The 24,372-nt window shown below is 36.7% G+C and carries 26 protein-coding genes, 1 other RNA gene and 2 pseudogenes; 11 read left to right on the top strand and 18 right to left on the bottom strand.

Translation table 11 applies throughout. From position 1 onward, the window contains the following. Window positions 1–873: a translation elongation factor Ts gene (gene tsf / locus H4J52_RS19450; RefSeq protein WP_182180231.1), complete on the bottom strand. Its 873-nt coding sequence runs from the start codon at window positions 871–873 to the stop codon at window positions 1–3. Between the two features lie 120 nt (window positions 874–993). Next, window positions 994–1,722 carry a 30S ribosomal protein S2 gene (gene rpsB, locus H4J52_RS19445; protein ID WP_070374057.1) on the bottom strand — a complete coding sequence of 243 codons (729 nt, stop codon included), beginning with the start codon at window positions 1,720–1,722 and terminating at the stop codon, window positions 994–996. Between the two features lie 462 nt (window positions 1,723–2,184). On the opposite strand from rpsB, the gene H4J52_RS19440 reads away from it, so the two are divergent. The 5 genes from H4J52_RS19440 to H4J52_RS19420 all read left to right on the top strand — a co-directional run bounded on the left by H4J52_RS19440 (window position 2,185) and on the right by H4J52_RS19420 (window position 7,855). Continuing rightward, window positions 2,185–2,793 (top strand): hypothetical protein, encoded by a 609-nt coding sequence (locus tag H4J52_RS19440; RefSeq protein WP_182180229.1) that lies wholly within the window; start codon window positions 2,185–2,187, stop codon window positions 2,791–2,793. 76 nt (window positions 2,794–2,869) lie between these two features. After that, on the top strand, window positions 2,870–3,658 hold the full coding sequence (gene map, locus H4J52_RS19435; RefSeq protein WP_182180227.1) for a type I methionyl aminopeptidase: 789 nt from the start codon (window positions 2,870–2,872) through the stop codon (window positions 3,656–3,658). Between the two features lie 114 nt (window positions 3,659–3,772). Next, window positions 3,773–6,376, top strand: coding sequence for a [protein-PII] uridylyltransferase (glnD, locus tag H4J52_RS19430; RefSeq protein WP_182180225.1), 2,604 nt, complete (start codon window positions 3,773–3,775; stop codon window positions 6,374–6,376). A gap of 50 nt (window positions 6,377–6,426) precedes the next feature. Then, on the top strand, window positions 6,427–7,257 hold the full coding sequence (dapD, locus tag H4J52_RS19425; RefSeq protein WP_182225408.1) for a 2,3,4,5-tetrahydropyridine-2,6-dicarboxylate N-succinyltransferase: 831 nt from the start codon (window positions 6,427–6,429) through the stop codon (window positions 7,255–7,257). Window positions 7,258–7,525: 268 nt separating this feature from the next. Beyond that, complete coding sequence (locus H4J52_RS19420; RefSeq protein ID WP_182180222.1) at window positions 7,526–7,855, top strand: hypothetical protein; 330 nt, start codon at window positions 7,526–7,528, stop codon at window positions 7,853–7,855. Window positions 7,856–7,864: 9 nt separating this feature from the next. On the opposite strand, the gene truC is transcribed toward H4J52_RS19420, so the two are convergent. Next, a complete protein-coding gene (gene truC, locus H4J52_RS19415; protein ID WP_220460052.1) occupies window positions 7,865–8,626 on the bottom strand; it encodes a tRNA pseudouridine(65) synthase TruC in 762 nt (253 codons plus the stop codon). A 110-nt stretch (window positions 8,627–8,736) separates the two neighbouring features. Here truC and H4J52_RS19410 point away from each other — a divergent pair, with 110 nt between their 5' ends. After that, window positions 8,737–9,786 (top strand): DUF3549 family protein, encoded by a 1,050-nt coding sequence (locus tag H4J52_RS19410; RefSeq protein ID WP_182180220.1) that lies wholly within the window; start codon window positions 8,737–8,739, stop codon window positions 9,784–9,786. 15 nt (window positions 9,787–9,801) lie between these two features. Beyond that, a complete protein-coding gene (locus H4J52_RS19405) occupies window positions 9,802–10,101 on the top strand; it encodes a DUF3301 domain-containing protein (RefSeq protein WP_182180218.1) in 300 nt (99 codons plus the stop codon). A gap of 166 nt (window positions 10,102–10,267) precedes the next feature. Here the strand turns inward: H4J52_RS19405 and H4J52_RS20600 are convergent, their stop codons facing one another. Together H4J52_RS20600 and H4J52_RS20595 are read right to left on the bottom strand one after the other, a co-directional pair. Next, window positions 10,268–10,612 carry a CZB domain-containing protein gene (locus tag H4J52_RS20600; RefSeq protein ID WP_259366562.1) on the bottom strand — a complete coding sequence of 115 codons (345 nt, stop codon included), beginning with the start codon at window positions 10,610–10,612 and terminating at the stop codon, window positions 10,268–10,270. Window positions 10,613–10,696: 84 nt separating this feature from the next. Continuing rightward, window positions 10,697–11,077, bottom strand: a pseudogene (locus H4J52_RS20595) (methyl-accepting chemotaxis protein); the annotation flags it as partial. Between the two features lie 449 nt (window positions 11,078–11,526). Here H4J52_RS20595 and H4J52_RS19395 point away from each other — a divergent pair. Beyond that, the gene (locus H4J52_RS19395; protein ID WP_182225407.1) at window positions 11,527–12,045 is read left to right on the top strand and encodes a fused DSP-PTPase phosphatase/NAD kinase-like protein; all 519 of its coding nucleotides are present in this window, start codon (window positions 11,527–11,529) and stop codon (window positions 12,043–12,045) included. 58 nt (window positions 12,046–12,103) lie between these two features. Here the strand turns inward: H4J52_RS19395 and H4J52_RS19390 are convergent, their stop codons facing one another. The 11 genes from H4J52_RS19390 to H4J52_RS19345 all read right to left on the bottom strand — a co-directional run bounded on the left by H4J52_RS19390 (window position 12,104) and on the right by H4J52_RS19345 (window position 20,880). Next, on the bottom strand, window positions 12,104–12,433 hold the full coding sequence (locus H4J52_RS19390; RefSeq protein WP_182180286.1) for a YbaB/EbfC family nucleoid-associated protein: 330 nt from the start codon (window positions 12,431–12,433) through the stop codon (window positions 12,104–12,106). A gap of 63 nt (window positions 12,434–12,496) precedes the next feature. Next, window positions 12,497–14,569 (bottom strand): DNA polymerase III subunit gamma/tau, encoded by a 2,073-nt coding sequence (gene dnaX / locus H4J52_RS19385; RefSeq protein ID WP_182225406.1) that lies wholly within the window; start codon window positions 14,567–14,569, stop codon window positions 12,497–12,499. Between the two features lie 8 nt (window positions 14,570–14,577). After that, window positions 14,578–15,129, bottom strand: a complete 552-nt coding sequence (apt, locus tag H4J52_RS19380; protein WP_404851850.1) for an adenine phosphoribosyltransferase — start codon at window positions 15,127–15,129, stop codon at window positions 14,578–14,580. A gap of 55 nt (window positions 15,130–15,184) precedes the next feature. Continuing rightward, the gene (locus tag H4J52_RS19375; protein ID WP_182180208.1) at window positions 15,185–15,568 is read right to left on the bottom strand and encodes a response regulator; all 384 of its coding nucleotides are present in this window, start codon (window positions 15,566–15,568) and stop codon (window positions 15,185–15,187) included. A gap of 40 nt (window positions 15,569–15,608) precedes the next feature. Beyond that, entirely contained in the window at window positions 15,609–15,734 is a 126-nt protein-coding gene (locus H4J52_RS20200) for a hypothetical protein (protein ID WP_259366550.1), read from the bottom strand. Window positions 15,735–15,924: 190 nt separating this feature from the next. Continuing rightward, complete coding sequence (locus H4J52_RS19370) at window positions 15,925–17,196, bottom strand: lipopolysaccharide assembly protein LapB (RefSeq protein WP_182180206.1); 1,272 nt, start codon at window positions 17,194–17,196, stop codon at window positions 15,925–15,927. 5 nt (window positions 17,197–17,201) lie between these two features. After that, window positions 17,202–17,816, bottom strand: coding sequence for an energy transducer TonB (locus tag H4J52_RS19365; protein WP_182180204.1), 615 nt, complete (start codon window positions 17,814–17,816; stop codon window positions 17,202–17,204). 3 nt (window positions 17,817–17,819) lie between these two features. Continuing rightward, the gene (locus H4J52_RS19360; protein ID WP_182180202.1) at window positions 17,820–18,221 is read right to left on the bottom strand and encodes a biopolymer transporter ExbD; all 402 of its coding nucleotides are present in this window, start codon (window positions 18,219–18,221) and stop codon (window positions 17,820–17,822) included. Between the two features lie 12 nt (window positions 18,222–18,233). After that, a complete protein-coding gene (locus tag H4J52_RS19355; protein ID WP_182180200.1) occupies window positions 18,234–18,758 on the bottom strand; it encodes a MotA/TolQ/ExbB proton channel family protein in 525 nt (174 codons plus the stop codon). Then, on the bottom strand, window positions 18,758–20,101 hold the full coding sequence (locus tag H4J52_RS19350) for a MotA/TolQ/ExbB proton channel family protein (protein ID WP_182180198.1): 1,344 nt from the start codon (window positions 20,099–20,101) through the stop codon (window positions 18,758–18,760). Before H4J52_RS19350 ends, H4J52_RS19355 begins: the two co-directional genes overlap by 1 nt. After that, the gene (locus H4J52_RS19345; protein WP_182180196.1) at window positions 20,101–20,880 is read right to left on the bottom strand and encodes a DUF3450 domain-containing protein; all 780 of its coding nucleotides are present in this window, start codon (window positions 20,878–20,880) and stop codon (window positions 20,101–20,103) included. Before H4J52_RS19345 ends, H4J52_RS19350 begins: the two co-directional genes overlap by 1 nt. Window positions 20,881–21,327: 447 nt before the next feature. Between H4J52_RS19345 and H4J52_RS19340 the strand changes: the two genes are divergently transcribed. The 3 genes from H4J52_RS19340 to H4J52_RS19330 all read left to right on the top strand — a co-directional run bounded on the left by H4J52_RS19340 (window position 21,328) and on the right by H4J52_RS19330 (window position 23,102). Next, window positions 21,328–22,113: a TSUP family transporter gene (locus H4J52_RS19340; protein ID WP_182180194.1), complete on the top strand. Its 786-nt coding sequence runs from the start codon at window positions 21,328–21,330 to the stop codon at window positions 22,111–22,113. A gap of 21 nt (window positions 22,114–22,134) precedes the next feature. After that, complete coding sequence (gene priC / locus H4J52_RS19335; RefSeq protein ID WP_182180192.1) at window positions 22,135–22,740, top strand: primosomal replication protein PriC; 606 nt, start codon at window positions 22,135–22,137, stop codon at window positions 22,738–22,740. Between the two features lie 98 nt (window positions 22,741–22,838). Then, the gene (locus H4J52_RS19330; protein ID WP_182180190.1) at window positions 22,839–23,102 is read left to right on the top strand and encodes a late competence development ComFB family protein; all 264 of its coding nucleotides are present in this window, start codon (window positions 22,839–22,841) and stop codon (window positions 23,100–23,102) included. Window positions 23,103–23,483: 381 nt separating this feature from the next. On the opposite strand, the pseudogene H4J52_RS19325 reads toward H4J52_RS19330, so the two are convergent. After that, window positions 23,484–23,723, bottom strand: a pseudogene (locus H4J52_RS19325) (flagellar brake protein); the annotation flags it as partial. 510 nt (window positions 23,724–24,233) lie between these two features. Then, window positions 24,234–24,330, bottom strand: an RNA gene (gene ffs, locus H4J52_RS19320) — signal recognition particle sRNA small type. Window positions 24,331–24,372 lie beyond the last annotated feature (42 nt).

The raw sequence follows: 24,372 nt of genomic DNA, 5'->3' as shown, positions 1-24,372 counted from the left end.
TTAAGCTTTTGATGCAGCAATTTGTGCTTCTACTTCAGCAGCAAAATCTTCTTCTTTCTTAGCAATGCCTTCACCAACTTCTAAACGAACAAAGTTAGAAACCGTAATGCCTTTCTCTTTAAGAACAACACCAACAGTTTTCTTAGGTTCCATGATGAACGCTTGACCAGTCAAAGAAATTTCACCCGTAAATTTCTTCATGCGACCGATGATAATTTTTTCAAGCAATTCAACAGGTTTTTTCTTTTTATCATCAAGAGCATCGTTTTCAGCTTTTAAGATATCTAGTTGAATACGCTGTTCATTTTCTACAACACTCTCAGCAACATCTTCAGGCGTTAAAAATTCAGGCTTACTTGCAGCAACGTGCATAGCAATATGCTTTAATGATTCAGCATCGCCTTCACCAGCAACGACAACACCAATGCTAGCACCATGGCTATATGAAGCTAATGCAGTACCTTCAACGTATGATACGCGACGGATATTGATGTTTTCACCAATTTTAGTCACAAGGGTAATACGCTTTTCTTCGAATTGAGCTTGTAGCTCTTCGATTGTCGCTTTTGAAGCTAAAGCTGCTTCTGCAACTTCGTTAGCAAAACCTAAGAAGTTTGCATCTTTTGCAACAAAATCAGTTTGACAGTTAACTTCAAGAAGTGCAGCAACGCCATCAGCACTTTTAATTAAAATAGCACCTTCAGCAGCGATGTTACCAGCTTTTTTAGCTGCTTTTGCTTGACCGTTCTTACGCATATTTTCAATCGCAAGTTCCATGTCGCCTTCAGCTTCTTGTAAAGCTTTTTTACAATCCATCATGCCCGCAGCTGTGCGTTCACGAAGTTCTTTTACCATTGCAGCAGTAATTACCATGAGAGAATTCCTCAATTTTTGTTATCCCCTAAACTATTTAAAGCCGGGCATAAAAATGAATATGTTGCCACAAGCGTTAACACTTGTGGCAATAGCAAAAAAAATTATGAAAAACTGAAATTATTCAGCTTCTACAAAACCGTCTTTTTCAGCTTGAACAACAATGTTCTTTTCACGACCAGCTAAAACTGCGTTAGCAGCAGAATCAGTGTATAAAGTCACGGCGCGAATTGCATCGTCGTTACCCGGGATAATGAAATCAATATTATCTGGGTTTGAGTTTGTATCAACTACAGATATTACTGGAATACCTAAGTTTTTAGCTTCTTTGATAGAAATGTGTTCGTGATCAGCATCAATGATGAATAAAACGTCAGGTAAACCACCCATGTTTTTGATTCCACCAAGACTTTTGTCAAGTTTTTCCATTTCGCGTGTACGCATCAAAGCTTCTTTTTTAGTAAGCGCTTCAAAAGTACCGTCAGAGCTTTGTGCTTCAAGATCTTTTAAACGTTTAATTGATTGACGAACTGTTTTCCAGTTAGTCAACATACCACCTAACCAACGGTGATTAACGTAGAATTGATCACATTTGATAGCAGCATCTTTAATTGCATCGCTTGCAGCGCGCTTAGTACCAACAAATAAAACTTTACCTTTTTTCGCAGAAACACCTGATAAGAAAGCAAGGGCTTCATTGAACATAGGAACAGTTTGTTCAAGGTTGATGATATGAACTTTATCGCGTGAACCAAAAATGTAAGTTTTCATTTTTGGGTTCCAGTAACGGGTTTTGTGACCGAAATGAACACCTGCTTTAAGCATATCGCGCATAGAAACGTTTGGCATGATTTTTCCTTTATTTGGTTTAGGGGGTTAAGCGTTCATACATTCAAATATACCTAACTCTTTTATTGTTTGATGCTTTGCTTAAATAAGACAAAGTCAAACTGAGCACCCCAGTATATTCTTAATAAATGTATGTGAATTTATAATAAGTACAACTATTTTTAGCAGTACAAGTTTTTAAAGTTAAACATTATCAATAACAGCAATTTAGCCACTGGCTTACCCAATAAACATAATAACGCTAAGATAAAATCTCGGCGACTATACTATTTAATTGATAAATTTAACGGCGCACTTTATAACATATTAGTTTACTAAAAGCGAGAAAATAACGATTAAAGATCAATGCTTTTTAATTAATATAGTCATTATTTTACTGGGATAATTTTCCTGTACGCGCTAAAATTAGCGTCATTATATTTTGATTCAATTTTTGACTTAACACTAGGGCGATATATTACTATGTCTACAGAACTCTTTTTTATTTATGATACACACTGCCCTTGGAGCTTTGTAACAACTTCTTTAGTTAAAGAAATTGCTAATGCTTATCCAAATATCACTTTAAATTTATGGCATTGTGCACATTACGAAGGGGATGAAAAAGTCAGTAAAAAAACGATTGATGATATTGAAGACCACGTTGGCATTGAGTTTAGTCATGAGTATGTAAAAACACTCAACATTGAAAAGGATTCGACACTAAGCGCCAACTTAATTGGATGGGTTGGTCAGAAAGTACCACACTTGACCTTCGAACTAATAGAAGCGATTCAAAAGCAACACTTTCAACAAGGTACTCCTTTTACCCATGAAAGTGATTTTAATCAGATAGTAGAAGAACTTAAACTTTCCCCGCCCGCAAAAGTATTTAAAGAAGGTAAAATAGCCAAAGAGGCTGAGTTTACGCTACAAGAAATTTATGACTTTCAAGAAATCATTGGCACAAAAGCCCTTCCGGCTTTATTAATCGCTCACAATGAGAACTTAACATTACTCAACCATAACTTATATTTACAAAGCCCTAGCGCGATAATAGAAGCGGTTGAACTTGAAATAGCTAAAGATTAGACCAATAGACAATAACATTATTTTTAGGCAAAATAGCTACTGTAGCATTCACACTAAAAAGACAATTGAGGAATAAATGGGTATTACAATCAAAACTCAGCAAGAAATAGAAAAAATGCGGATTGCAGGAAAACTTGCGGCAGACGTATTAGAGATGATCACCCCTTATGTTAAGGCCGGTGTGACGACCAATGAGTTGAATACCCTGTGCGCGGAATATACCGATAAAGTGCAAAGTGCGATTTCAGCGCCGCTAAATTATCACGGTTTTCCCAAATCAATTTGTACATCAGTTAATCATGTCGTTTGTCATGGTATTCCTGATGATGTTCTTTTAAAAGATGGCGATATTGTTAATCTAGACATTACCGTGATTAAAGATGGCTACCACGGCGATACCAGTAAAATGTTTCTTATTGGCGACGTAAGCCTAGAAGACAATCGTTTATGCCGTATTACTAGAGAAGCTTTGTATGTTGGCTTAAAGAAAGTAAAACCTGGCAATACTTTTGGTGAAATTGGCACAGCTATTCAAAAGTTTCTTAAAAAATCAGGCCGCTACTCTATTGTTAAAGAATATTGTGGTCATGGTATTGGCAACGTATTTCACGAAGAACCACAAATTGTTCACTACAAAAATAACGATAAAGAAAAAATGGTTGAAGGTATGTGCTTTACCATTGAGCCTATGGTTAATTTAGGTCGCGCTAATACGCTTTTAGATAAAGAAGATAATTGGACCGTTTACACCTTAGATGGCAAAAAATCAGCACAATGGGAACATACCATTGTGGTTACTCGAACAGGCTGTGAGATATTAACACTTCATAGCGATGATACTCTTTCGAGACACTTACAAAACTAATTTTCTCTTGTTATTATAATAAAGTCTACGTTAGCGATAGTCGTTATTTGCTTTTACATCGATAAATAAAGCATGATGTCTATCGCCTTAACCTACTAAGTAAAATAATCAGCTATGCAAACTCTTCTACCTATAGAATATAGCAAATCCTTAGCCGTTAGCTCTCCTTATATTTCTACTCAAGACATCTGTCAACTCAGTCGTGACTTCCAGCAATGGCAAAAAGACACATTTCCTTATGTAGAAGTATCTGTTTTAGTTTCAACACGCTCACAATTTGTTGACAATGTGTTATCTAAACTTTGGTGTCAACATAACTTAGATGAACATCAAATTAGTTTACTTGCTGTAGGAGGTTATGGACGAGGTGAATTACACCCTTATTCTGACGTCGATATATTATTATTAACTCAAGAAAAAATCAGTGATGAATTATCAGAAAAAATATCAACATTTATCACCCAACTATGGGATGTAAAGCTCGACATTGGCCATAGTGTTAGAAGTGTTAAAGAGTGTATAAAGCAAGCAAAAAATGACGTCACTATTGCCACAAATCTGTTAGAGATTCGTCAAATTTGTGGAAATGAAGCATTAACTCAAAATTTATATCCATTATTAGCTAAAGATGTTTTTTGGACGTCTAAGAAATTTTTCTTGGCCAAACGTGAGGAACAGTTTGAGCGTCATCAACAATACCATGGTGCATCTTACACATTAGAGCCAAATTTAAAAGCAAACCCCGGTGGCCTGAGAGACATACAAACCATTGCTTGGGTGGCAAAGCGCCACTTTGTTGCAGACTCTCTTGAAGAACTTGTTGCACATCATTATTTAACACAAAATGAGTTTTTTGAGTTGTTAGAATGTCAAGACTATTTATGGCGTATGCGTGCTGCTTTACACATTATTGCTGGTCGTAATGAAAACCGTTTACTCTTTGACTATCAAGGTGAAGTTGCCAGCTTAATGGGCTTTGGTGATGAAGGTAAACGTGCCATTGAACGTATGATGAAACGATTTTTCCGTATCATAGGTCGTGTTGCTGAACTGAATAAAATGCTACTACAGCATTTTGACTACGCTATTATCAAAAAAGATCACCCTGTCGTGCCACTCAATAAAGATTTTACTATCATCGATGGGCAGATAAATGCGGTTAACGACAGAGTATTCATGAGCTCTGTAAAAATTATGGAAATGTTTTTACTGGTCGCTAAAAACGAAAATATTACCGATTTACATCCACATACGCTGCGGTTATTGAGAAATGCCCGCAGACGGTTAATTTCTGGTTTAATGGATTATGCCGAATGTCGAAGAATTTTCATTGAAATAATGAGGCATCCTAATGGCTTAGGGCTAACTTTTAGCTTAATGCACCGCCATTCAATTATCGCCGCTTATTTACCACAATGGCGTAATATCGTAGGGCAAATGCAATTTGATTTATTTCATGCTTACTCTGTAGACGAACATAGTTATCGATTAATTAAAAATATTTATCGTTTTAGCCAGCCAGAATACAACAACGACTACCCACTTTGTAGCAAGATAATGCAGCGCATTCGCAAACCAGAGGTATTGTATATAGCCGGAATTTTTCATGACATTGCCAAAGGTCGTGGTGGCGATCATGCTAAGTTAGGCGCGGTTGATGCATTAGAATTCAGCAAAGTGCATCCTATAAACGATCACGACGGCCGTATGATTGCTTGGTTAGTCAAAAATCACCTAGTAATGTCTGTAACCGCACAACGCCGTGATATATCAGATGAAGAAGTGATCAGAGCATTTGCTGGTATTGTTAGAGATGAAGCGCATCTAGATTACCTTTATTGCTTAACCGTTGCTGATATGCGTGCGACCAATGAAAGTTTATGGAATAGCTGGAAAGCAAATTTACTTGAAGAGCTTTATTTTAATACTAAAAGAGCTTTTCGACGAGGACTTGAAAAGCAAGTTGATTTACGTGCAAAAACACGCGAAAACCAACAAGCAGCGCTTGAGTTACTTAAAGAATATGCGTGCGATGTAACTCACATTAAAACTTTTTGGAACAAACTTAAAGCGGATTACTTTTTACGTTACTCACCCGTGCAAATTGCTTGGCATAGCAGACATATCATTAAACACAGTATTGTTAAACCTTTGGTATTGATCAGCCCAAAACCTCATCGAGGTGGTACTGAGATATTTATTTATACCAAAGCCTCTATTAATATTTTTGCTAAAATGGTGACATTGCTCGACGCACAACGTTTGTCTATTCATGACGCTAAAATTATTAGCAGTAAAAAAGGTTATACATTAAATACTTTTGTTGTATTGGACCAAAAAAACAAAGCGATTACTGACAGTAACCGTGCGTTAGATATAGCGAAAAAACTGACTAAGTCGTTAATGAAGGCTTCACCCAAAATAAAAACCAAACCTGCTCCAACGTATATTGATAATTTTAAAATTCCCACTAAAGTGAGTTTTATTGAAACAGCTACAGAGAAAACCACTTTATTAGAAATAATCGCGCTAGACCGCCCTGGCCTATTAGCCAAGTTTGCTCGAATATTTCAACAAAACAAATTACACATCCATTCTGCAAAAATCACCACTTTTGGTGAAAAAGTCGATGATGTTTTTACTGTTTCAAATGCTGATAATGTGGCTTTAACACAAGAGCAGCAACAACAACTCTCCGCGATGTTATGCGAAAAATAACTGAACAGATTAAACTTTAGAAATTAAATTTAAAAAGAATAGGAATTAGCATGTCAAACTTACAGAGTACAATAGAACAAGCTTTCGAAGATAGAATGAATATTACCCCAAAAACAGTATCGAGTGATGTTAAACAAGCTGTTTTAGATGCTTTAGCCGCACTTAACAATGGGTCAGCTCGTGTTGCAGAAAAAGTAGCGGGTGAATGGGTTGTTCATCAATGGCTTAAAAAAGCCGTTTTACTTTCTTTTAGAATTTGGGACAACAGCGTTATTGACGGCGCTGAAAGTACTTTTTTCGATAAAGTTCCAATGAAATACACTGGCTACACACAAGCGGATTTTGAAGCTGATGGCGTACGTGTTGTACCCGGCGCTTCCGTGCGTACAGGTAGCTTTATTGGTAAGAACGTTGTAGTGATGCCAAGTTTTGTTAATATCGGCGCGTTTGTTGATGAAGGCTGTATGGTTGATGCATGGGCAACTGTAGGCTCGTGTGCTCAAATTGGTAAGAATGTACATTTATCAGGTGGCGTTGGCATTGGCGGTGTTTTAGAGCCTTTACAGGCGGGACCAACAATTATTGAAGATGACTGTTTTATAGGCGCTCGCTCTGAAATTGTTGAAGGTGTTGTTGTTGAAGCAGGGGCTGTAATTTCCATGGGCGTTTATATTGGTCAAAGTACACGAATTTTTGATCGTGAAACAGGTGAAATACATTACGGTCGTGTCCCAGCAGGTTCGGTTGTTGTGCCGGGTAACTTACCTTCTAAATGTGGTACTTATAGTTTATACGCGGCAATCATCGTTAAGAAAGTAGATGCTAAAACACGTGCAAAAGTAGGCATTAATGCTTTACTTCGTTCGGTATCAGAAGAATAAAAATTTAAATTTTTTCTATGTATAGCGGTGATTTTATCACCGCTATTTTTTTGACACTTAATTAAGGAAAAAAATAACTTTACAATAAAACGTAGCAAACGTTACAAAAAACCTTCATCTCAATAAATAAAACACATCAAATTTTCATATAAATAACAGTTATATAATTAACTTTTTATTATATAAGCCAGCCAATCTAACCTTTAATAAAACACTTGGCATAGCATTTGCCATCTAGAGGTATCGTTTGCTTTATTATTGACTGAACATGAAAAATCTTTTGACTTCACTTACTGTGCTATTCGCTTTTTTACTTACTGCTTGTAGTTCAATACCACAAGATAAAATAGTAAAAAAACCTTTGATTTCTGATCATCATCTCATGATGTCATTACTTCATCGCCCGGTTACGGAAGATCAAAAAATGATGCTAGCATTCGCCGAACAACGCGAACGTTACAGTAACGATATTTTTATTAATACCGTTAGTATAAAAGGCCCAAAAACTGACGAGGATAATACTCAAAGAACACAACATGTTTATGCCGCATTAATTGAAAGAGACGTGAATTCAATCAGAATTATGGCAGCAGAATAAATTGATTATTTAAGAAGTTAAGCTATTTATTGTCTTTGGATCCCAAGCGAGTTCATCAAAAACCTGTAACCACTGTTGGTCAAAACTAGCCTCGATGATCACCTGACACTTTGTTATAGGATGAATAAACTCTACTTTTTTTGCTATGAGCATTAAGCGTTTAAAACCAAAATTTTTGATGAAAAATGGATTTTGTTTATTATCACCATAATTAATATCGCCAATAATCGGATGTCGTAAATGCGCTAGGTGTCGACGAATTTGATGCCTTCTTCCCGTAACGGGTCGTAATTTTATTAAAGAGTATCGGACACTATCAAACTTACCCACTTGTATCGGTAAGCTTGCCGTTAGTAAAGATTCAAAGTGAGTAACAGCCTCTTGTGGCGCTTTATCTGGACTGACATTTTTATCACCTAATTTATCTAATTTTTCTTTTAACGGATGATCTATCTCTCCTTCGCCAAGCAAATGTCCACGTGATAAAGCGATATATGTTTTTTGAATTTTTTTATCGATAAATACTTGCCCCATCAAACGCGCAACCTCTTCATTTAAACCAAATAATAAAACCCCTGATGTTGGTCTGTCTAATCGGTGAAGGGGATAAACATATTTTCCCACTTGGTCGCGAACTAACTGCAAAGCAAAGTATATTTCATCTTTGTCCATATAACTTCTATGGACAAATAAGCCCGCTGGTTTATCAACCGCGACGATATATTCATCTTGATATAATATCGTTAATATGGGTTTTTCATCAAAAGGCATGATTATCTCAGGGTTTATTATCTATGATGCAAAAAGCAAATAGTATTGATCTATTATTATCTCTATAATGCCAACATTATTCGATTATTATTTTATTTATTATTTTATCTATGAGTACTATTTCTACTATTTCTGAATTATTAACACTTTCTGGATCTCAATATAGGGTTTTTGATATTGGCCGGAAAATAGATAAATTGTCTAAAGAAACGTTTACTAAAATTGAAGCTAACCAAATTCCTTACCCATTTCCTTCTCAAGGGCATGCATTTATAGCGATATCTTTTTGGCAAAAGCCAAATTCGTCGCTATATTTATGGTTTGTAAAATTACCGCTTGATGAGCGAGGTTTACTTAACCTTGTAGCAAGAGATCATTTTATTGCAATTATTATTGAAGCATTGGGCGCAGAGCTTAATACCTCACCAAACGAGCAACAAGAAGCATTACTTAAAAGTAACCCCTATCATTTTACACCACCACAATACAAATTAGCTTATTTAAATAGTTTGATTTCTGTGGAAACAAAAAATAAGAGCAGCCAATACTTTTCAGGCGCATTAAGCTACTTATCAGGTGATAAAGATTGGCAAAACTGGCAGTCTGTTGGTGTGCAAGGGTTAAATGATTTTGCTGTGCGTTTATCTGATAAGAAAATGCAAAAAATATTAGTGAATGCTTTGCCACATTTACCTAAGCCCGTTTTACAACCCTTATGTTCTGCATTAGAAAATGTAAAATTACCGGTAGAAGTTATTGATGTACTCATTGCAAAATTTGAAAGCCTAGTAACCCATAAAGAGACTAACCAAACAACAGTGTTGAGTTTTTTATTACGCAGTTTAGCCTCAAGTTTTCAGCATCCCCATGTTGTACGATTTATTAATACTCTTATTGAGCAGCCATCACCTGAAACGTCAATGTCTGAAGAAATAGCCATAGTCATTACAGGAAGATGCTGGCAAGTTTTCAATAATGAACAACAAATAATGATCTTTTTTGAGTTATTAGTTGACCAGCAAGAACTTGAAGTATTTCAAGCAATTTTCAAAGACCTTGTTGCTATTCCAGCATTACGTCCATTAATATTTCAATGTATGAGATCGCCAAAACGTAGCCAAGCATTAAGTAAAGCTATTGGTCTATTATTTCAACGCTAACTATAGAGACCTCGAATGGAAAATATATATTTATTACTGATTGTTTGTTTATTTTTGTGGTACTTCATTTATCTCAGAAAAGTATCTGAATACGCTTTACGCCATATAAAGGCCTATTGTGATAAGGATGGCTTACAGTTTATTTCACTTTCTCGAAGCTCAAGTCGATTAACCTTTAACAAAGCTTTAGGGCCTCATTGGATAAGTGTCTTTGACTTTGAGTTTAGCGGGGATAGAGAATCAAGTTATCAAGGTCAAGCGACTTTAAAGGGATTTAAACTTGATAGTATCCATGTACCGATGTACAAAATTTAAATGCCAAACGACAATTAACAGTGGCAAAAAAAGTTAAAAAATACAGACATGCATTAGATGCATGCCATCTCATTATAACGTTCATCCTGAACATATATGCCATTCGGTATAATCGAATGGCATTTTTAGACTTAGGTATTATTAAAACCTTTTACAGAGATTTATCTTAATCAACTGCACCGATGTCTTTAGCTAATTGCTTAGAGAGTGACGTTAATGTATCAACCACTTTGAAACTTGCACTCTCCATCACTGTCAGTGCTTTTAGGGCACGTTCATTATCACCTTCAGCATGCGCCTTCAACGCTTCAATACCATGACTATGAACATCTATATGTGGGGCTTCTATTTGCTTGAAGGCACTTTTACTGGCGTACTTTTCTGCTCCTTCTCCTTGGTAAAACCACTTTCCTAGTCGACACATCGTATGGTCAGTAAAGTCAGCAGCAGTTTTATCAGACATACCGAGCATCACCTTATAGACATCAAGTTTCCAAACGACATGGTCCATTTTTACCGTTTGTAAAAATGAATCGGCGGTAGTATTAGTAATAACCGAGTACATATTTTTAGATAAGGTGACAATTTTCTTAGCCGTGGTTTCTATAGAAGAGGTACTAGCACTTATTTCTTGACTATTATCTCCCACGTGGCTTATACCACTGATCACTTCTCCCATTTGCGTATTTACTTGCTCAATAAGATTGGATATTTCATTAGAAGCTTCTGCCGAGCGTTGGGCCAATGTTCGGACTTCATCGGCAACAACAGCAAAACCTCGACCTTGCTCTCCTGCCCTAGCGGCTTCTATGGCGGCATTTAATGCCAATAAGTTTGTTTGGTCTGAAATGCCTTTAATAATATTTACAAAGTCATTAATACCTGATGATACTGTTTTTAATTGATCGGCTGATGAAGAAGCCGCTTGAGTATCTGTAGAAATTTGTGAAGTAGAAGTAATCGTACTGGACAGCATCTCCATAATTTGCTCAAAGAGCGCTTGTGACGACTGAAACGTATCTCGATGTTGATTTAAATGGGCTGATGATAGGGCTAGATCTTCACAAATAAGGTTAACGAGCGACGATGATTGCAACCATAGTTTATTTATTTCTTCTTGCGTACGATAGCGTGTAGAGTTACTTGAAATATCTTCGACAAGTTGACCTCTCTCTTTGTCAGCTAAAGCTAATTCAGCCTCTAACATTTCGATACGTGTCGTTAATTGACGGTTCTCAATAGTAAGCTGGGAAATTTTTTCTTTATTTTTTTCACCAAAAATCCTGTTATTTACTACCTTTAGTATAAAATTTCATCTCGTTAATATATATTAAAAAAAGCAGATGCATAGGCTTTTTTAGATATATAAGAGTATGCTAAAAGCAACAATGCCTAAAATTAATTAATGAAACGGAAGTATAAACAATGAATAACGCAATAAAGGTATTTACGGTTTTTTTTATTCTAACATTATCTTTTTCAAACTATGCCCTAGCATCAGATAGTGTTATTGAAAAAATAGCAGCAAAAAATGTTCAACAGTTTAGCCCGCAATTTATTATTGCTGGTCAACCTAACGAAAATGATTTAGTTATATTATCGAAAAGCGGCATTAAAACAGTAATTAACTTACGTGGTGAAGGTGAATTTAACGGGTTTGACGAACAAGCTACAGTTGAAGCGTTAGGCATGAATTATATCGCAGTGCCCATTAACGGTGCCAATGGTATTAATAAAGAAAATCTCGCGCTATTTACTTCAGCAATATCAAATAAAGAGAAAGCATTTATTCATTGCGCAAGTGGTAACCGTGTTGGTGCTATGTTCGCACTAGATGCACACTTCAATCACGGTAAAAATATTGAAGAAGCAATCACTACAGGAAAAAGCTCGGGCTTAGCAAGCTTAGAATCGACTGTTAGAAAGATCATCATAACTCAGTAAGTAAAATGCCAGTTTCTTGTTAAAGAAACTGGCACATTAATTCACAACGTAACGTTGATTAAAACGGCATTTTCATCCCAGGTGGTAATTGCATACCACCGGTTAAAGCACCCATTTTATCTTTATTTTGTTCTTCGACACGACGAACAGCATCATTAAATGCTGCTGAAATCAAATCTTCAAGCATATCTTTATCATCAGCCATTAGACTATCGTCAATTTCAACACGTCGAACGCTGTGACTACCTGTCATCGTTACCTTAACCATACCAGCACCTGACTCACCGATAACTTCCATTTTAGCTAATTCTTCTTGGGCTTTAGCCATTTTTTCTTGCATTTGTTGGGCTTGTTTCATTAAGTTGCCCATGCCACCTTTCATCATAATTTTTTCTCCAAAGTTCTATTGCCAGCAAAGATAGAGTTTAACACGGCAAATATCAAGTAACAGTTATAATGCTACAATTGTGTTTTCATCTAATTGGGCTTGGAAATGCATTTTCAAGCCCATAATTATTTCATCATTTTCTAATAATTCTTTCGCATAATCATAACGTTTATCATTAATATGCGATTGAATTTGATACGGATCATGCGATGTCTCGTCGACAATCGTTAATTCTACAGTAATTTTTCGCTTTAAAAACTCAGAGATGGATTGCTCTAGCTTTTTGTGAGCAACATCACTGTTTAAATGTTTTGTCGCTTGATTTAAATTAAGTAGCAAAAAATCGTCAGTTGATTGCTCATTAACAGTTGCATGTATCGCTAATTGACGCAGACGCCCCGTAAGTGACATTGCATCAATCATATTTGCCCATTTATCAACTTGATTTGCTGAGCGAATCTTTGCTGGGTCAATCACATTTACATCAAAAACCTGCTCTGAAATAGACTCAAATCGAGGAATATCAAGTCTTGGTGCATCCTCAATTTTTGATACCATAACCTCGTTACTGGAAGTATCTTGACGCTCTATAGCGTCTTCAGACTTTTTTGCGCTATTCTCCAAGCCCTTTTTTCGACTACGTAACATATTTCTTGTCGCTAAAGCACGCTCTATAGGTGATTGAACAAGCGGTGTATCGCTAGTTGACGGTTCGATATCTACATTTTGAGGAGCAACCGTTGAGTTATGATCAACTTGTTCTAATGAATTATCAAAGGGTGTTAAAGTCTCTGTATCAATATAACGAGGAGAATTATTCTCTTGCTCTATATCCCCAAGCGCCTTTATTTCTAAAGGAGGTATTTCAGCCGGTGATAATGGCGATGTTATCGCTTCAACCTCTGGTAAAGTGTTAGCTTCCTCAAAAGAAGGCTCATCTGTTACCAGATTAACGTTGCTCAGTGATTTATGGATATTTGTTTCATCAAATGTCACATCATCGAAATCATTTGTAGCGCGGGTAGAATTATCAGGAATGCTTTCGCTATTTTTTAATGGTCTAAACGCCAACAACCGAAGTAATAGCATATCAAACGCCGCTTGCTCGTCTGATGCATAAGGTAAATCTTTTCGCCCATTGAGCACAATTTGATAGTATAACTGAATATCTTCAGCACTCATGGCTTGACTGAACTTTTCAACCAAGAGGTTATGCTCTGGTGATAAGTCAAAATGTTGCCCGATGACTTGTGTCATGGCTACTTGGTGTAACAACTGAATAAGTTCAGCGGTTAAACGACTGTAATTAGGTGCATAAGACGCAATGTCTAATGAAAGGTGCATTAGAGCCTTTGGATTTTGCTTTAACAACGTAATGAGTATTTTAAAGACCCAGTTTTGGTCGACACCACCTAGCATTTGCTGCACATTGGCTAAGGTAATACACCCCTGGCCTTGTGCGATACTTTGGTCAGTTAAGCTTAAACAGTCACGCATACTGCCGCGAGCGGCTTTTGCTAATAACGTTAAAGCGCCCTTTTCAACTGAAAAATTTTCTGCATCAAGTATCTGCTGAGTCTTTTGCTCTATTTGACTCACCGTTAATGCTTTTAAATGAAATTGCAAACAACGAGATAACACAGTAACAGGAAGTTTTTGTGGATCGGTTGTCGCCAAAATAAACTTCACATGCTCAGGTGGTTCTTCAAGCGTTTTCAATAACGCATTAAAACTACTGCGAGAAAGCATATGAACTTCATCAATTAAATAAACTTTATAACGGCCTCGTGTAGGCGCGTATTGTACGTTATCAAGAATTTCACGGGTATCATCAACTTTTGTTTTAGAAGCCGCATCAATTTCGAGTAAATCGATAAAACGGCCTTGGTCGATATCTTGACAAGTATCACAAACGCCACAGGGTGTTGAAGTAATGCCTTGTTCGCAGTTCAAACTTTTAGCAAAAATTCGAGCTATCGTCGTTTTGCCAACTCCACGCGTACCCGTAAATAAATAGGCATGGTGCAAACGCTGTTGTGTTAACGCATTGACTAAAACAGTAACGACATGTTCTTGACCCACTAATTCTGTAAACTTTTTAGGGCGCCATTTACGTGCTAATACTTGATAACTCATATTACTGCCTAATCGTCGTTATATTGCAATAAAGAGTGAATAGATAACCCTAGATCTGTTAAACGTTTTTCTCCGCCCAAATCAGGTAATGAAATCACAAATGCAGCATATTTCACTTCAGCCCCTAGCCCTTTAGCAAGGCTCATCGTTGCTTCAATTGTTCCACCCGTTGCAAGAAGATCATCTACTATTAAAACTTTATCGTTGCTTGTTAATGCATCTTGATGAATTTCTAACGTATCAGTACCATATTCTAATTGATAGCTTTGGCTATTCCTAGCTCTTGGAAGCTTGCCAGGTTTACGAACAGGAATAAAGCTTATCCCTAGCGCTAGGGCCAAAGGAGCACCAAAAAAGAAGCCACGTGCTTCAGTACCAATAATTTTAGTAAAGCCGTGATCTTTATATTTAGCCACGAATAAGTCTATCGTTAACTGGTAAGCAGCAGGGTTATCGAGCAAACCAGTAATATCACGAAATAAAATACCCGGTTTAGGATAGTCAGGAACAGCATGAATTGAATTTTGTAAAAGTAAAATTTGTTTGTCAGTCATCGTCAGCATATCAAAAGTATAAATTTATCAAGTCTAAAGAATAAAGCAAAAGGAGGATGATTTACAGTGAATAACGACTTGTATTGTTTTTATTTATTAGATTTACAGCACTAAGCAAAATATTTTCGTCAATTGGCTTCGCTATAATGGCTTGAAAAGAAAAGAAGCGGGTTAGCGCGATCACATCAGTTGTGTTTTGCGTCGTCATAAAAATAATAGGAATATTAGCCGTATTTGGTTTTTTAAGAAGATTTCTACTTAGTTGAATACCATTCATAACAGGCATGAGATGGTCAATAATAAACAAGTCAAACGATTGTTGTTGCGCCTTTTCAAAGGCATCTAAACCGTTTAAAGCGGTATCAATGGTATTGCCCTGTTGTTCCAGCAGTGGTCTAATAAAATCTAAGACCTTCTTTTTATCGTCAACAAGCAATATATGCATAATGTTAATTCTTCGTAATTTTTAGTTAAACAAACAGAGACTAATTTGAAAGAAGTGTAAACCAACCCATAACCATGGGTAAAAGAGGTGCAGAGAATAAAGCAATAACTGCTACCAATAAATGGCGTTTCGATGTACTGTCTTTAAAGTCTTCGTTATCTGACATTATTATTCCTGTAACTGCAAAATTATGAGGCAGTATTTTAGCCGAGAACGTAATTTATTTCTAGATAAACTTGATCTAGATCAAACAAAAACGGCTTCATTCATCCACTCCCCTCTTTTATAAGCAAAAAAATAAAACTTCAGATATAAAAAAACCAGCCAAAAGGCTGGTTTTTAAGAAAACACAAAAACTAAATAGAAACGTTCTTACGTGCCGCTGTATCTTTTATGTAATTAACCCAACCTTTAGCTGTTCTACGAGCCTTAGGGTCTTTTAATGCTCTTTGAACATAAACATAAGCTTGTTTGTATTCTCCAAGATAAAAGTAAGATTCTGCAATACTTTGATTAAGTCTACCTTCGTTTGATACACCTATTTCAATTGCTTTCTTTAAAGCAGCTATCGCTTTAGAGAACTGTTCATCTTGATTTAGCAACATACCTTGCTTGCTATAATGCTTGGATAGATTAGTCATTTTAGCTAATTCGCCATAATAACCGGCAGCTTTGCTAATATGCTGAGACGCATGCCATGTATTTGCTAGCGTGAAAACGTTCTTATCATCACGTTTAACAACACCTGAATCTATATATTTTTCCAGTAAAACCGCTGCTTTATGAGGGATTTCACTTTGCGCATATAAATTCGCAAGCATAACTATCTCGCTTTCTTTATCAAGAAAACCTTTCTTATAAGCTAATTCCAATGTTGATAAACTTTTTGGATAATTCTCAGTCATCGCATAAAATGAAGCTAACTGGGTCCAAAACAATTTAATATCAGGAAGTACTTGTACTGCAGTTTCTAAAACCCCAACACATTCCTTATACATTTTACGTTCATAGAACGCATTTAACTTAAGAACATAAGGATTCTGATTAACTTTATCACCTAATTCAGCGATAGCATTATCAGCGGCTGGAACCACTTTAGCGTACTGTTTAAGTTCTAGATTAGCCTGAGCTATTTTCATCCAAACATTGGCATCAGATTTCCCAGTAAAGTCCATCCAAGCGTCATATGCTATTAAAGCTTCTTTATAACCTTGCACTTGCATTTGCAAATCACCAATGACTTTTAATGCATCAGCTTGCTCTGTTTCGTTGAGAATATCAGGAGCAACGGCTTTATTAAGATAATCAATTGCATTTTTTTCATCACTTTTTTGAGCATACATCATACCAATAAAGCGATTTAAGAAAGCAACGTCGTAATCTTTTTTTGCATTGATGTCTAATAGCAGCACTAACGCATTATCAACATTAGAACCATCATCGACTTCAACACCGTAAGCTTCAAATGCTTTAGCTACCTTTTTACCAACAGATTGACCAACAAGCTGAGTCTTACGCTGTGGCTTTTCTACTTGGTCTGCTCCTACAGCATAAGCTGTAGAAGACAAAGGTAAATGAGCAATCGTTACTGAACCTATGATCAATATAGATATAAAAATCTTATTCATTCTGATTACCCCTTATTCATACTGAAGTCTAGTTGCACAGTTAAACCAGGACGACGCATAGCTTTACCATCAACAACTTTCGGTTTGTAACGCCATTTTTTCAAAGCACGTTTAGCCGCTTTGTCAAATATACGTCTAGGATCTGCATCCATAACCTCAACATCTTCAACACCACCGAGTTCGTTAATAGTAAATGAAAGCTTAACCCAGCCCTCTTTACCGTCACGAGCAGCCTGTTGTGGATATTTAGGGTCAATACGTACAATTGGCGATGCATCACCATCACGTCCAAAACCAGCTCCCGGAGGAGACATACCCGTATTTGCACCAGATAACTGCACACTCGGCATGTTAAAGGTTAAGCCACCTGAATTGTTATTCACTTCAGGTTCTGGAGCCTGAGGCTTAGGTGGCGTTTTTGGCGGCGGAGGCGGCGGCGGCGGTACACGCTGTCGACGTTCAGCTGCTGACTTAGGCGGCGTAGTATTAACTTCTACAACAATATTATTCAATGACTCTTGTTTCGTCATGTCTCCACTTGAAACAAGAAATGCCATAAAAGAAAATAATGCAAAAGTTACCGCTGCGCCTAGTAGTAATGAAACTAAAAAGCGAACCATAAACTACCCCTTAGCTGCAGCAATAGAGATTCTATCTATACCTGCATCTTTAATCGCATCCATCACTTTAACAACAATGCCATGTTTTGCATTTTTGTCTGCTTGAATGATAACAACATCAGTTGGTTGCTCTGCTAACAATTTTTCAATGTTTGCTGCAACACGCTCGACATCAACGCGACGTTTATCTAACCAAATTTCACCATTTTCTCTAACAGCAATAAAGATGTTAGCTGACTTTTGCTTGCTTTGGTTAGCCGCTTTAGGTTTGTTTACTTCAATACCAGCTTCTTTTACAAATGAAGTGGTTACAATGAAGAAGATCAGCATGATAAATACGATGTCAAGCATCGGTGTCATATCAATTACTGCTTCTTCGTCTTCACGAATACGTTTACGTGCCATTCGAATATCTCTCTAGTGATGAGGTAAACTGTCAACCAGTTTAGCCTTTGCTAGTTTAACTTTAGCGTCTAACCTTGAACTGAAAAACACTCCTGATAATGCAGCAACCATTCCCGCCATTGTCGGGATAGTAGCCATTGATATACCAGCAGCCATCAGACGCGGATTACCTGTTCCTTGTTGAGCCATTGTCTCAAAGACACCAATCATACCGGTGACCGTACCAAGTAAGCCAATCAGTGGACACATTGCCACTAAGGTTCTAATTGTGAGCATACGCTGCTCTAGTAATTCTGTCGCTTCGGAGATCCAAGTATCTCTAATCCGATGGGCATACCAAGATGTAGTATCTTGGCGTGCATCCCAACGATTGACGATATCGTCTTTCATTGCAGGATAAATTTTTGACAAGAACCAGTAACGTTCAATCATCATTACCCACATCAGTAAGAGAGCGAAGGCAACAACATATAAAACGTTACCACCTGTCGCAATAAAACTCCTGACAGATTCCCAAAGCTCTATCAGGAATAACATTATTTAGACTCCTTCTCAGCAATTGAGGCGATTAGTCCTGCAGTTTGCTCATCAAGCTTTTGCAATACAGACTTACTTTTACCCGCAACAACACTGTGGATTAAAATAAGAGGTAATGCACAAATTAGACCTAATGCAGTTGTTACAAGTGCAAGAGAGATGTCACCTGCCATAATTTTCGGGTCACCAGTACCAAACAACGTAATCGTTTGGAAGGTCATGATCATACCGATAACCGTACCTAATAGACCCATTAAAGGAGCAATAGCAGCGAACATCTTAATCAAGTTAATACCACGATCAATTTTTGGTGTTTCGCGTAAAATAGCTTCATCAAGTTTAAGCTCAAGTGTTTCAGCATCAACATTTCTGTTTTCGTGATAAACCTTAATTAAACGGCCTAACGGGTTATTGTCAGTTGGATTTTCAAGGTCTTTTTCTTGAGTCTTAATACGTGAGCTAACCGTACTTAAGAAAATCATACGTTCTAAAGCGATTAAGAAACCAATAACTAACAATACTGTAATTGCGTAACCAACAGTGCCACCTTGATGATAGAACTCCATAAGTACTCTTTTACGAGTTTCAAGGGCTAATATACCACCACGTGAAGGATCTATGTATAGAGGATGATGACCTGAAGTTTCTGTAAAGAAATCAGAAGCAGTGTCAGTAATGTACCCAGATGGTTGTTTAGCCAAAGGCTGAACTTGACCAACTTCATCATTGTAGTTTAAGAAACCGTTCGCAGAAACTAAGTTAAAAGTACCGATACGTGTAATAGTTTCCGTAGACGTTGAACCATCTAGGCTCGTTACATCTGAGCTAAACTGAGACACTTTACCTGATTGAGTCATTTCGGTTTGCAATGCAATCCACAATTCTTCAAGTTGCTCAAGTTCAGGAATTTCTTTTGAGTTAGCGATAACATCAAGAACTTTGCCACGACCAGGAAATTCAGCACTTACAATTGAAGTAACTACTTGACCATAAGCATCAGCGGCAGCAGCACGAGTAACGCCGAACATTTCGCCTAAAGTACCTGTAGCATTAGCGAGTTCTACAGACTTCTGTGCGAGAGTGATCTCATTAGCTGCATACTCATTAGTTAAGCGATTGTTACGAGCATTTTGATTAGCTAATTCTTTTTTAGCTTTATTCAAAAGTGCTTGTTTATCAGCACGAGCCGATGTGAATTCTGCTTCACGCTTTTTATCAAGCTTTCCTTCAGAGATTCTATCGTTTTTAACTTGCTTTAATAAATCATCCAAATCATTAGCTAGGGCTGATGTTGCTACCGTCATTGAGGCAGCAAGCATTATAAAGTTAATAAATTTTTTCATTATTTAGCTCCTGCTGCAAATACTGGTAATTTAGTTAAGTTCTTAGGTAATTGATTACGCGCCATGGCGATAGCATCTTTAATAGGTTTTAAATATTCGTCACCTAATGCTTCCCAACCGCGAGTTTCATTGTTCCAAACCCAAACATTTTTCATGTCTAGTGATTGTGCAACTAAAGAAACACGTCCCATATGAACAAAATCAGCAGTGATTACACGGTCGCCTAAATCAAGTTCACCTTGGTAAGCTGCAAAAACAGTACCGTAGTTTGCTTCAATTTCATAAGCTTCAAGTACCATGCGGAACTGTTCTGAAACTGATACGTCTGATGAACTTAATAAATCACGTAAATTTGCAACACGCTCTTTACGAGATTCAATGTTCACAGGAATATCTAATTCAACAAATTTATCTAATGTATCAATCATCTTATACATAAGAGGAACAATACCTTGCTTAGTTTTTTCAATGCCCGCGATTTGAACTTCTAATGACTTAATATTCGCGAGTTGGTCATTAACCATTAGCTGAATGTGATCATTGTACTGAGATAAAGTTTCAGCTTCATCAACCGTTAAACGATATTCACCTAAAAGTTCAATAGTTTGTTCATAAATGCTATTGATTTTTAGTTGTGATCTTTTAGAAGCTTTAAATGTAGTAGCTTCTGCTTTTTGTAGTTCTTTTAATGCATCTGCAGAAGCAAAGTTGCTTGCTGTTAATGCTAATGTGCCAATTATCGTTGAAGCGATAAGGCTTTTCTTGCTAAATTTGGACATAGTTCCCAACCAATTGCTATTGAATGTGGATAACATGGAGATGTTAACGCAAATCTAATAATCTGCCATTTTAAGTTTTTATTTCTCTAGAATAAAACCATGCAATATTCCCAGACGACAGCGTTGCTGTCAACTAGGTACATAAAAAAGGCTGCTAATTACTGGCAAATCACGTGAATAAGCCAGTTTTGTTAAACGAAATAAACATCCGGTTAAAAAGCCCCTAAAAAACCAAGGCAACTTTTTGATTAAATCGGTTAACAAACAAACACAATTCTCTGTATATATAATTGCTCCTATTAGTTTTACTAATTCATTCGTACTAAGTCAAATTTATTTATTAAAATATTCAAAATATTTAGACAAAAAATATGAATAAATTGACATATTTACTGTTAATAACCGTGCTACTATTCAGCTATAGCACTAATTTACCTATATTTAATTATGTTAATTGATTCAACTTTTAATTTTGAAATTTGGTTCACACTATGCGCCATCGGTTTCATTGCCGGACTCATCGATGCGATAGCGGGAGGTGGAGGTATGCTAACTGTCCCAACTTTACTTTCTGCTGGTTTGCCTCCTCATATTGCGTTAGGTACAAATAAACTAGCTGCTTCTTTTGGCTCACTGACAGCCTCAGTAACGTTTTATCGTAAAAAGCTATTTGATCCCTATTTCTGGCGACTTTCTATTTTATACACCGCAATAGGTGCTGTTTTAGGGACCTTAGCTGTTGGATACTTATCAAATGATTTTCTTGAAAAATCTATACCCATACTTATTGTGATTACGGCTATTTATACTTTGCTTTCAAAAACAGTTGTGACCGAAATTAAAGGCCTGCCGCCCTTATCTATCCGTATAAAAAGGATACAAAGCACTCAAGGCTTTATCCTAGGATTTTACGATGGGTTAGCCGGTCCTGGCACGGGAGCATTTTGGACAGCTTCTTCAAGTGCCCTATACAAAATAAACATTTTGCTTAGCTGTGGTTTAGCGCGTTCAACCAATTTTGTTAGTAACATATGTAGTTTATTAACCTTTGCTTACTTCGGATATGTTAACTTTGTTATTGGTATTTCGATGGGAATATTCATTATGTTAGGTGCTGGTGTAGGCTCACATTGGGCAATAAAATTTGGTAATCGTTTTATTCGCCCCGTTTTTATCGTCGTCGTTATTTCTATGTCAGTAAATTTAACTTATCATGCATGGTTCTCTCAATAACAATATTTATAGGTTGTCAAAATGCAATTATCACTCGACAGAATTACTGCTGTTTTAGATAGCCTAGCAGAACAAGCTAAAATTATAGATGCTGAAAATCAGCAAACCAAATCTCATTATTTATTAAAAGACAAAGATATATTTTCAGAAGCCTTGTTTGTTACTAATAGTGATAAAATACAAGCATATGTAGATGAGGTGCGTGGTAAAACCATCGAATTATCAAGATTACTTCACAGTGGAAAAAAAGAACTTTCGCAAAATAGATTACAGGGCATTGAACAACAAATTTCAGCTATTATTAATGCCATAAGATCAAACAAAGGTATTCACCAAGAAGCACAATATAGACTCACAGCTATTAATGCCCGTCGGTATAAAAAAGCAGCAAAAGAGCTCTTTAAATCCAGTCAGGCGCTTTACCAGCGATTATCAGAGCACCACGAGTTTGAGCGACGATTACTTGTTATGCTTGAAGAGAGAGAACTTTTGCGCAAAAGCGCAACACCAAGCAAAGCTAATAAATTATCAGAGGAAGTGCTTGCTCTTCATCAAAGATTAGGTCGCTGTCGGCAAGCTATTTCAAAAATAGAGCGTCAAATAGAAGTTTCAGAAAAACCTCGTTGATATGACTAAATAACTCGCTTTTTACCTCATCTGGCATTAATCTTAAATGACAATAAAAAATAAATTTAACTGCTTGTTAATTGTAAAAGAGGATTGGAATGAGAATATCTGATGACATTCATAATTATTATGAAAAATTAGTCGTACAACATTTTGCTGCACTGAAATTGGAAAAAAAATATGAAGATGATTTTATTGCTGATTTAACTTGTGTGGTGCTAAATCAATTACCTACTCGTTATATTAGGCATGAAGTTGATATGTCTTTCTATTTGCCTGCCTCTGAACGTTTTGAAATGGAAAACAACGTCAAAGTGGCGATCAGCAAAGCCTTAGAGTTTATGAAAACACAACAGGCTTAATACCTATAAGATACTTTCATTGATAAACAATTGTTCAAGTAAATTGCTCACTTGTTTATCATTATCAAAAAAGCTTATACCCACACTGACCTTACCTGCTTCATTCCTCCTATTACAAGCTCTTGCAGGTATTTTAATCTCTTCTGAACTCGGGTGCTGAATGCATAAAAATACGTCGCATTTATTAACCGCAACCTTAACGTTATCGGCTTTAAATATAAACCACACCCTTTTATAGATATGTCGGCAATAATGCCATTTAAACACACTTCTTTTTCTCTACCCCTTCCACATCCAACATAATAGATGCAGGTAAATAGCCGGTAATTCCGTGTTGTAAGCGAAGTTGACGACTTTCTATTTTTTTGGGTAGTGTAAAATTTAGCAGCTTTCTGGATAATAGGTCATATGTTTAATGTCAGAACGAAAAGCAAAACACTCGCCGTGCTCTCCCCCTAAGATATAGCGAACAATAACAACATTACCTTCCACTAAAACATCTTGATAAGAACTAACACGATGAGTAACTCGATATTTGAGAATAATATTTTTCCCCATTTCATAGCCAATTGAAAAGACTTTAAAACGAAGTTTTACCGGGTGATTAATTTTTATATCAACAGGCTTCCCTGGCTATAATTGAAACATATAAAATTTTCGGCTAGGCCAATGATTCAGACGATCTTTTCTTGTTACTAATTCACCCGTTATTGAACATCAGTGGCTGTTGACATGCTTCAAAATAATTATAAATTTATCACTCGATTAAACCTACCTAGGCACCCCCAGTGTCCCTTTGCCCTTGGACTCCAAACGAATACAGACACAGAAGATCACAGCGATCATCTAACAGACTTTGAATTCTTTAGGGTAGTAATGGCATGGTGAATTAGAGTGTTGTTCTTAATTGATCTTACAGGAGCCCTGAAGGGCTAAAGATAATTAAATTACTATGAAATGATTAATGTTGCAGATTCTATCGTTTATATATGCGGTACTGAAAGTGTGATTTAAGACTGTGTACCTAAATGGATACTAGAATGTGTAACTATTATATGATCTAATGATTGTGAACCTGTTATAACTAACGATTCTACAGGGCTTCTAGGGAGTTTTAAGATTGGGTGGCAACCCTAGCAGCCACACCTCGGCACATGAGTCACCTGCTGCGGTTGCTTCCTTCCGGATCTGGCCGAGTTCACAGAGTATCATTGCGAGGGGACCGAAAGGGTCACCATAGAAAGTTGTGCTTCTCACTACAACGCCGCGA

Source organism: Colwellia sp. MB02u-14, from assembly GCF_014076915.1.
Classification (GTDB): domain Bacteria; phylum Pseudomonadota; class Gammaproteobacteria; order Enterobacterales; family Alteromonadaceae; genus Colwellia_A.
This window is presented reverse-complemented; position numbering and strand designations above follow the sequence as displayed.